This is a genomic window from Streptomyces anandii JCM 4720, from assembly GCF_014650655.1.
In the GTDB taxonomy this organism is placed as follows: domain Bacteria; phylum Actinomycetota; class Actinomycetes; order Streptomycetales; family Streptomycetaceae; genus Streptomyces; species Streptomyces anandii.
In genome coordinates, this window is the sequence record NZ_BMVJ01000005.1 from 132,952 (window position 1) to 141,912 (window position 8,961).

9 protein-coding genes are annotated in these 8,961 nt (G+C 71.7%); 4 read left to right on the forward strand and 5 right to left on the reverse strand.

Going from position 1 to position 8,961, the window contains the following annotated elements; genetic code table 11:
* From IE249_RS11425 to IE249_RS11435, 3 genes are all read left to right on the forward strand, one after another.
* On the forward strand, window positions 1-328 hold a 328-nt coding region (locus IE249_RS11425; RefSeq protein WP_189704679.1), incomplete at its 5' end, for a response regulator transcription factor.
* 157 nt (window positions 329-485) lie between these two features.
* The gene (locus tag IE249_RS11430; protein ID WP_189704680.1) at window positions 486-1,763 is read left to right on the forward strand and encodes an enolase C-terminal domain-like protein; all 1,278 of its coding nucleotides are present in this window, start codon (window positions 486-488) and stop codon (window positions 1,761-1,763) included.
* Window positions 1,764-1,928: 165 nt separating this feature from the next.
* A complete protein-coding gene (locus IE249_RS11435; RefSeq protein ID WP_189704681.1) occupies window positions 1,929-2,498 on the forward strand; it encodes a GNAT family N-acetyltransferase in 570 nt (189 codons plus the stop codon).
* A 169-nt stretch (window positions 2,499-2,667) separates the two neighbouring features.
* Here the strand turns inward: IE249_RS11435 and IE249_RS11440 are convergent, their stop codons facing one another.
* Entirely contained in the window at window positions 2,668-3,363 is a 696-nt protein-coding gene (locus IE249_RS11440) for a TetR/AcrR family transcriptional regulator (protein WP_189704682.1), read from the reverse strand.
* Window positions 3,364-3,465: 102 nt separating this feature from the next.
* Here IE249_RS11440 and IE249_RS11445 point away from each other — a divergent pair, with 102 nt between their 5' ends.
* Window positions 3,466-4,842, forward strand: coding sequence for a serine hydrolase domain-containing protein (locus IE249_RS11445; protein WP_189704683.1), 1,377 nt, complete (start codon window positions 3,466-3,468; stop codon window positions 4,840-4,842).
* A gap of 206 nt (window positions 4,843-5,048) precedes the next feature.
* Here IE249_RS11445 and IE249_RS11450 read toward each other — a convergent pair whose 3' ends face one another.
* The 4 genes from IE249_RS11450 to IE249_RS11465 all read right to left on the reverse strand — a co-directional run.
* Window positions 5,049-6,089 carry a TauD/TfdA family dioxygenase gene (locus tag IE249_RS11450; RefSeq protein WP_189704684.1) on the reverse strand — a complete coding sequence of 347 codons (1,041 nt, stop codon included), beginning with the start codon at window positions 6,087-6,089 and terminating at the stop codon, window positions 5,049-5,051.
* A 5-nt stretch (window positions 6,090-6,094) separates the two neighbouring features.
* Window positions 6,095-7,234, reverse strand: a complete 1,140-nt coding sequence (locus IE249_RS11455; protein ID WP_229858137.1) for an amino acid kinase family protein — start codon at window positions 7,232-7,234, stop codon at window positions 6,095-6,097.
* Window positions 7,231-8,274 (reverse strand): aspartate-semialdehyde dehydrogenase, encoded by a 1,044-nt coding sequence (locus tag IE249_RS11460; RefSeq protein ID WP_189704685.1) that lies wholly within the window; start codon window positions 8,272-8,274, stop codon window positions 7,231-7,233. Before IE249_RS11460 ends, IE249_RS11455 begins: the two co-directional genes overlap by 4 nt.
* The coding region (locus tag IE249_RS11465; protein ID WP_229858141.1) for a DMT family transporter at window positions 8,271-8,961 on the reverse strand (691 nt) is incomplete at its 5' end. The genes IE249_RS11460 and IE249_RS11465, both read right to left, overlap by 4 nt.

The window sequence follows — 8,961 nt, forward strand, 5'->3', positions numbered from 1 at the left end:
CGCGCCGCAGAGTGACTCGGGCGACGCGATGACGGTGCTGCGCGGCGAGGCCGTCACCGCTCTGCTGGTGAAGGTGTTCGAGATGTGCTGGGCGTCCGCCGCCCCGCTGGAGACGACCCCGTCCAGCCGGGAGACCGGGCTCAGCGCCCAGCAGCAGTGGGTGCTGCGGCTGATGTCCACCGGCCGCAAGGACGAGGCGATCGCCCGCGAACTCGGCCTGTCCGTACGGACCCTGCGACGGGTCATGGCGGACCTGATGACACGCCTCGGCGTGGACAGCCGCTTCCAGGCCGGCGTCGCGGCGGTGAAGATGGGCCTGCTCGACTAGACCCTCTCCGTCAGGGTCCTCGTCCACCGGCAGGGCGCCTGGACGCCGATGTCCGGTTGCGGCCACGCCGCCATGGGCCGGGGCGCCGGGCTGTCCGCCGCCGGGTCGGGCGGACAGGATGGTGCTCCGGAAATGCGGCAGCGAGTCAGGAGCCCTCGTGTTCGACCCGGTCCTCCTCCGATCCCTGGCAGCGACACCGCTGCGGGTCCAGTACGCCGTACTGCCCGCGCCCGCGCCCGTGTCCGCGCGGGTGCCCGTGTCCGAGGGGGCGGCCGCCGGGGGCGGGCGAGGGTGGGCCGTGCTGCGGGTGACCCTGCTCGGCGCCGGCGCCACCGGGGTCGGGGAGGCCACGCTGCTGCCGTACGCGGCGGCGCACGGCCACGATGCCGTCCGCGCACAACTCGCGGCCGCGGAGCCCGGGTTGGTGCGAGGCATCAGCCCGTCGGAGCTGCCCGCACTGTTGCCGCCCGGGCCCTCGCGCAGCGCCGTCGACGCGGCCCTGTGGGACCTGTTCGCCGAACGGAGCGGGCTGCCCGCCTGGGAACTGCTCGGTGTGCCGCCGCCGCGCCCGCTGCCGGGCATCCACACCCTGCCGCTCCTGCCGCCCGCCGAGCTGGAAGCGGAGCTGCGGGGCGGCGACTGCCGCGGTCACGGCTCCGCTCACGGCTCCGGCCACGGCCCGGGTTCGCCGAAGCTGAACCTGAGGCTCGGTGCCGGTTCCGTCGAGGACGACCTGGCCCGGCTCGACGCGGTGCGCCGGTACCGGCCCGACGCCTGGCTGATGGCCGACGCGGGCGGAACGTGGGACCCTGACCGGCTGCACACGATGCTGCCCCGGCTCGCCGAGCACGGAGTGCGCGTACTCCAACAGCCGCTGCCCGACGCCGAGTCGGGTGCCCTCGTCACCCTGCGCCGCCCCTTCCCGATCATCGCCGACCTCACCCACGGCGGGGCCGCCGATCCGGGCCGGCTGGCCGCCCGCTACGACGGCGCGGCCCTCGGGCTGGACGCCGTGGGCGGTCTGACCGCGGCCCTCGCGCTGATGGAGGAGGCCGGGCAGCGCGGGCTGCTGGTACTGCTCGGCTCGCCGCCGGCGACCGCCCGCTCCTGGGCTGCGACGCTGCACGCCGCCGCGCGCGCGGACCTGCTGAACGTCCCACCGGCCCTGCGCGTTCCGGGCGAGCCTCCGCGACACCCCCGCCGTCCCCACCCGGTCGCCCCGTCGTCGTCGGTCCCCGCCCCGGCGGAATCGGCGATGTACGGCGCCGGTGGCTGTCCACGGTGCGAGGAACGCGGCGGCGGCAGAGACGTCGGCCAGGACGAAGAAGAGCGGTCCGTAACCGCCACGCGGCACGGCCGGGGCCGCACCGGCGAACGGCACGATGGCTGCTGCCGTGGTTGCTGGTACCGCGAGCAGCCGAAGAGGCGGCCGTAGTGCGTTGCGCCCCAAGTGGAGCAAGGTAGTGGTTGATCCATCGCGGCGAAGTGAGGCGATCCGCCTCGACCTGGTTCACCCGCTGCACCCATCCGACGGGCCGGTCTCCCGATCGGGCACAAAGTGCCTGATCGCGCAGAAGGTCAGGGTGTTATCGTCCCGCGCATGGCTGAACTGATCGCTCCCACGGAACGGCTGCATTCCTCGTGGCTCACGGCGCGTGACGAGTGGCAGCCTGGCGCTCACCAGGACGGGACCGGCCTGCGTCTGGTCGGTGACGATGACCTGGACAGCTCGGAAGGGTTCGCCTCATGGGTCGAGCGCCTGCGGCAGCAGTCGGACCGGTCGCTGCCTGTCGGGGAAGGACGCGTCCACGCCACCCATTGGTGGATCATCGACGGTGAGACGTACCTCGGGGCCATCGACCTTCGGCACTATCTGAACGCCTTTCTGCTGGAAGGCGGCGGACACATCGGCTACAGCATCCGGCCTTCTGCCAGAAGGCGCGGACTGGCCACGTGGGCGCTGGGGGCGGTTCTGCTCAAGGCGCCGGCGCTCGGTCTGGACCGGGTCCTCCTCACCTGTGACGATGGCAACGTCGGCTCGGCGCGCACCATCGAGAACAATGGCGGCGTCCTCGAAGATGTGCGCAGCACCGAGACCGGGGTCAAGCGCCGCTACTGGATCACTCTCGATGACGTGAGGCGATTGATGCCGCACTCGACGGCGTACTGAGCCTCGTGGTCCTCCGGGCGCCTTTCGGCGGGCGGCCAGGCTTCTCGTCCTCAGTGCAGCGCTCAGGGGCACGTCGGTGTCCCCGTTCCGCCTCGCCTCGCCTGTTCGTGCGTCGGCGCGAAGCCGGAAAGGGGCCGTGGTCCGGTCGGGCGGGTGCTGTCCGGGGTGGTCACTCGCGCCGGCCGGCGCGGGCGGCGGTGAGGCGGGCCTCGAAGCCGTCGAGGAGGGACTGAAGGCCGAACGCGAACGTGTCGTCGGGCGCCGCGCCGTACTCCGTGGCGGCCGTGGTGCCGAGGCGTTCGCGCAGGCGTGGGAACTGCATGGCGGTCTCGGTGGCGCGCGTCATGGCTTCGGCCAGCAGTTGCTCGGCGTCCACGCCGTTCCTGCTCAGCCGGCGGTTGAGCGAGACCTGTGCGGCAGGGCCGAGCGCGCTGCCGAGCACGAAGGTGAAGACGGTGGCGGCCGCCCGGTCCGCGTCGGCGGCGACGAAGCCCGCCTTCTCGTAGATGGCGAGGCTGAGGTCGTTGTTCCGGGCCTGGCCGGCTCCGTGGAGGAGGTGGCTGCCGAATGCCTGGACGAGCCAGGGGTGCCGGGTGAGCATCGCGTGCATGCTGGAGGCGTGGGCGGTGGCGGCCGTACGCCAGTCGGTGGCGTCGAGATCGGGCAGTTCGACCTCCTGCCAGATCGCGTCGCCGGCGAGTCGGATCAGGTCGTCCTTGGTCTTGATGTGCCAGTAGACGGCCGTGGCGGCCGAGTCGAGCCGTTTCGCCAGGCTGCGCATGTTGAGGCCGTCCAGTCCCTCCTCGTCGAGCAGCTCGATGGCGGCACGGACGATCCGGTCTGCGGTCAGTGTGTCTCGCGGCATGGCGACCACCCTACTTGCACTTAGTTCATGACACGGCTTGCACTTAGTTCGAGCGGCGGTCTACGCTCCTTCTCGTACTTAGTTCAAGTCGGAGGGGGAGACATGCCGCGGGACAAACTGTCGGAGTTCGTCAACGCACAGGCCACGGAGCTCGACGTTCCCGGTGTCGCCGTCGGAGTGCTCCTGGACGGTCAGGAGATCTACGCCGCGCACGGCTCGACCGGCCTCGGCAACCCACTGCCGGTCGACGAGAAGACGTTGTTCTCCCTGGGGTCGGTGTCCAAGACCTTCACCGCGACCGCGCTGATGCGCCTGGTCGCGGAGGGAAAGGTCGACCTGGACGCGCCGGTGCGGCGCTACGTGCCCGAACTGAAGCTCGCCGACGAGCGGACCGCGGCACAGATCACCGTCCTCAACCTGCTCAACCACACCGCGGGCCTGGACTGGAACCTGATCGACGACGGCGAGGGCGACCGCTCACTGGCCGGGCTGGTGGCGAAGCTTCCCCAGTTGCCGCTGATCGCACCGCCCGGTGTCCGCGCCTCCTACAGCCAGGCCGGATACAACCTGGCCGGGCGGATCATCGAGAAGGTCACGGGCCTGTCCTTCGAGCAGGCCATGGCCTCGCTGCTCCTGGAGCCGGTGGGCCTTGCGGACACCGTGTACGGCCTGTCCGAGGTGATGGTCCGCAAGTTCGCCGTGGGCCACAACCGCGGTGAGGACGGCGAAATGCACCCCGCCCGGCCCTGGGCGGGATTCAAGGAGGGCGCGCGCGGTGACAACCCCGGCGGCGGGCTCGCCTCCTCGGTGAGCGATCTGCTGCGCTGGGCACGGTTCCAACTCGGCGGCGGCGATGGCCTGTTGCCCGCCGAGGCGCTGCATCGCATGAGGGAGCGGACGGTCGAGCTGCGCGCCTCCTCGCTCGGCGACGGCTTCGGCATCTGCTGGTTCCTGCACGACCTGGACGGCCTGCACGGGATCGGCCACGGCGGCTCGGGCAACGGCCAGTTCGCCGAACTCCTCATCGTGCCCGAACGCGGCTTCGCGGTGGTCTCCCTGGCCAACGCCGGCCCGGACGGCTACGCCTTCAACCAGTCCGTCGTGCGATGGGTACTCGAGCACTGCCTCGGCGTCGTCGAGAAGACGGCGGAGCCCGTCCCGTACGACGAGGGCCGGGGACAGGAGGTCGTTGGCCGCTACGAGATCGACGCCATGGACCTCGACATCGCCACCGACGGCACCCGCCTCACCCTGGCGGTCGGGATCAAGCCGGAGATCCGCGAGGCGTCGGAGGAGGACATGCCCCCGGACCACCCGGCCGCGGGCATCGGCTTCCTTCCCGGCGACGCCGACGAGTACATCGTCACTGAAGGCGGCCTCAAGGGGCAGCGCGGCTACTTCTCCCGCGACGCCAGCGGCGCAGTCACAGGCGTCGACCTCGCCGGCCGGCTCTTCAACCGGGTCGCGCAAGCATCCTGATCCGGCGCGGGAAGGGGCGGTCCTGAGCGGCCGCCCCTTCCGGCACGGCGAACCGACGACAGCCGGCACGGACAGGTGTGGGGCGCACCCCGCCGCGGGCTCCGTCCGAGCAGCGAGCGCCGGCAGCCGCCGGCGCACGGCGGAAGGCCCCGCGGGGGCCGGGCAGGGCCCGGCCGGCCCGCGGGGCCTTCCGCCGTGCGGTGCGATCAGTAGTGCACGCGGCGGTTCTCCTCGGTCACCCGGTAGCGCACGTTCCACAGGCTGCGCCGCACGTAGGTGCGCTGGAGCCAGCGGTCGCGGCCGTCGTAGCGGGCGGTGAAGGTGGACCGGGCGTGCACACCCTTCCGGTTGTTGATCAGCAGGGCCTGGCCGGGCCGCAGGTGGACGCTGTGCGCGACCTGGCGGCAGACCTCCTGAAGGGTGTCCAGGGCCTGGCGGGCGCCGCTGGTCAGCGCGTGCACGCCGTTGGCGGAGATGGCGATCTCCGGGAAGTCGTGGTGCCCGCTGATCATCGGCACCGGCTCCGACAGCACGTCCTGGCCGCCGGCGACGTCACGCACGTAGCTGCCCGGCGCGTTGAGCCGGAACAGCGGGCTGCGCAGGGTGTCCAGCACCTCGGGCGCCAGCGCGGCCGAGATGTCGCGGGCGTCTGCGTAGAAGGTCCCGGCCACGCCCTCGTGGTCGGCGCGCAGGCAGCTGAGGACCAGGAAGTCGGGGTTGGCTATGTCGTAGCGGCCGATCACGTCGTGCATGATGTCGCTGTGGAAGTTGAGGAAGGTCTCCGACCCCTGGTTGGTCTGGGTCCTCGCACCTCCCTGGACGGGGATGACGTCGTGCACCAACTGCCCCGCCTTCTCCGTCAGTACGCCCATCGGCTCGCCGAGCAGACCGCTCAGGCCGAGCAGCACGCCCTCGGCGACGAAGGACTTCTTCTCACGGCTCGGCCCGCCGTCGGACGGCGTGCCGGGCAGCTCGGCGTCCACCGGCAGGTTGCTCACCAGGCAGACGCCGGGCGTGTCGATGTGCCGGCCGAAGTCCAGGATCTGCTGGAGCAGATCGGTGGGCAGCGAGGAGAAGATCTGCAGCAGCCGCGCCATCGAGTGGTCGATGTCGGTGTTCGGGTCCGCCAGGCGGTTCAGCTGCGCGCCCAGCGTGTCCCGGACCTCGTCGGGCAGGGTGATCTCGCCGAGGGTCCGCGTGGTGACGGGCCCGGCGGCGGGGACGGTGCGTTCGGTGGTCACGGTCATGACGTTCACACTCCTTGCATCTCGAGCAGCGGCGCGTCGGGAGCCGGATCCGCGCCGGGACGGTTGACGTGGTCGTGCAGGCGCTGCGTCAGGTGCAGCGCGTCCTCCTCGTCGGCGGCCAGCTGTGTGACCACCTGACTGCCGCGCACCGCGGTCACCGGAACACCGGCGTACTCGCCGGGAGTCAGCCCGCGCCGCCGCTGGAACTCCGGCAGGTCGACGAATCCGCCGGTGACGGCGACCAGCGGACCTGACGTGAGGCGGACGACGTCGATGTTGGCGGCGTGGAACACGGTGTAGGCGCGGTCGGCGAGTTCCTCGGTGGCGTAGCGCAGGGCGGCCGAACGCTGGTTCAGCACCACGGCCGCCACCGACGAGCCCGCGGTTCCGATCACCGAACCCACCGGGAAGGGCGCCCGGTTGTAGCGGCAGACGATCTCGATGCGGTTGCGCTGGGCGAGCCGGACCGCCCTTCGGTGCAGCACCTTCGCGCCGTACAGCGACATCAACGCCGCCGTGTTGTACGACACTTCGCTCAGCAGCCGGGCGCCGGTGATCAGATGCGGGTCGGAGCTGTAGATGCCGTCGACGTCCGAGTGGATCTCGCAGCTGCGGGAGCCGACCGCCGCCGCGACCGCCACCGCCGACAGGTCCGAGCTGTTCTTGCCCAGCCAGGTCGGCCGGCCCTCCTTGTCGGCGGCCTGGCCGCCGGGCACCACCACGACCTCGTGCTCGTCGACCGCGGTGCGCAGCGGCTCGGGGTCGGTGTGCTCCAGCCGGGCCCACATGAACGACGAGTCCGTGGTCAGCCCCAGCTGGTGCCCGGCCAGCACGGTGGCCGTGCGGCCGGTCCGGTGCAGGGCCGTGGCCAGCAGCTGCGCGCCCACCGTGTCGGCGAGGGTCAGCAGACCGGCGACGGTCTCGTCCTCCGGGTGCGGGTTGACCTGGCTGAGCCGCTCACGGAACTGCTCGGTCTCGCCCGGCTGGCCGCTCACCACGACCACCAGACGGGTGCCCTCCTCCTCGATCCGCCGCGACAGCGCCTCGGCCAGCTGCTGATACGCCGTCAGCGTGCGGAAGCTGGAGCCGCCGAACTTCAGGACCGCCGGCGGCAGGCGCTCCCCGGCCGGTGGTGTGGCCGTCACAGGGTCCCCCGGTCCACGAGCTCCTCGGCGATCTGGACGGCGTTGAGCGCGGCGCCGATGGTGAGGTTGTCGGCGACCAGCCAGAGCCAGAAGGCGCGCGGGTTGTTCGGGTTCACGCGGACCCGGCCGACGTGCACCCGGTCGGGGTCGTCGACGGTGGCGGGGGTGGGGAAGGCGTGCCTGGACTCCCGGTCGTGCACGGTCACTTCGGGCAGTCCCGCCAGCACCTCGACGAGTTCCGCGCGGTCGACCACGCCGTGGGTCTCGATCCACACGGCCTCCGAGTGGCCGTTGACCACCGGCACGCGCACACAGGTGGTGGTCACGTCCAGGTGGGGCAGGCCGAGTATCTTGCGGGACTCCTGGAGCATCTTCTGCTCCTCCAGCGTGAAGCCGGAGTCCAGGAAGCGGTCGATCTTCGGGATGACGTTGAAGGCCAGCGACGGGGTGAACTCCTTGGCGGGGTACGCCTCGTCCGGGTGGTCGAGGGCCGCGCGGCTGGCGTCCTTCAGCTCGTCGATGCCGGGGTGGCCGAGGCCCGAGGCGGCCTGGTAGGTGCTGACCACGGCCTGCCGTACGCCCCACCGCTGCTCGACGCCCTTGAGCAGCCGCACCAGCGGAATGGTCGAGCAGTTGGGGTTGGCGATCACGCCGGACTTCGGGCGCCGGTCCAGCTCGTGGGCGTTGACCTGCGGCACGACCAGCGGGGAGTCCGGGTCCATGCGGAAGGCGATGGTGTTGTCGATGACGACGGCGCCCGCCGCGGTGGCCCTCGGCACCCACTGCTGGCTGGCCTCGGTGCCCGCGGAGAAGAAGGCCAGGTCGACGGTGGAGAAGTCGAACTCGTCCACGGCCCGCACCGGATGGGACTCGCCGTCGACGCTCAGCTCGGTGCCGGCCGAACGCGCCGAGGCGACCAGGTGGATGTCGCGGTAGCCAAAGCCCCGCTTCTCGATCAGGTCGATGAGCGTGTTGCCGACGGCGCCGGTGGCGCCGACTACGGCGATGCGGGGTGCGCTGGGGTCGCTCACGCGGGTCATCGGGTGCCTCCGGACTTGATCTCGATCTTGGACTCGGCGGTCGTCCCGGCGGCGGCCGCCGCGGGCGCGCCGGCGGTGTTCCCGGCCGTGTTCCCGGCGGTGACCGTCGCGGGCGCGGCCGCCGCCTGCTCCGCGGCCCGGCTCCGGAAGGTCCAGCCCAGGTTGATGCCGAGGCTGGCGGCCACGATCAGCGGGATGCCGAGGGCCTGCAGCAGACTCACGCGGTGCCCGTACACGGCCCAGTCCATGAGCATCGCGACGGCCGGGTACACGAACGCCAGCACGGCGATCTTCGGGGTGGGCAGCTTCTGGTACGAGGAGTACATCAGCACGTACATCACGCAGGTGTGGATCACACCGAGGCCGACCAGCCAGCCCCAGTCGGCGCCCAGGTGCCGGGTCTCGCTCAGCGTGGTGAACGGCAGCAGCAGGAAGATGCCGAGGACCAGCTGCACCAGCGCGACCAGGTGCGGCTTCACACCGGTGACCCGCTTGGTGATCAGCGTGGACACGGCGTAGAAAACCGCCGCCAGCAGCGCGTATCCGAGGCCCGCGAGGTAGGTGCCGTCACCGCCGCCGGTCAGGTCGGACGCGGACACGCCGGCGACCAGGATCAGACCCACGAAGGCCACGCCGAGCCAGCCGAACTTGGCGGCCGTGAGCCGGTCGCGGAAGATCAGGGCGCCC

What these genes read in the sequence shown, in the direction of transcription:
- IE249_RS11445 (WP_189704683.1), top strand. Translation starts at nt 3,466, where the DNA reads ATGCCGCGGGACAAACTGTCGGAGTTCGTCAACGCACAGGCCACGGAG.
- IE249_RS11450 (WP_189704684.1), bottom strand. Translation starts at nt 6,089, where the DNA reads ATGACCGTGACCACCGAACGCACCGTCCCCGCCGCCGGGCCCGTCACC.
- IE249_RS11460 (WP_189704685.1), bottom strand. Translation starts at nt 8,274, where the DNA reads ATGACCCGCGTGAGCGACCCCAGCGCACCCCGCATCGCCGTAGTCGGC.
- IE249_RS11435 (WP_189704681.1), top strand. Translation starts at nt 1,929, where the DNA reads ATGGCTGAACTGATCGCTCCCACGGAACGGCTGCATTCCTCGTGGCTC.
- IE249_RS11440 (WP_189704682.1), bottom strand. Translation starts at nt 3,363, where the DNA reads ATGCCGCGAGACACACTGACCGCAGACCGGATCGTCCGTGCCGCCATC.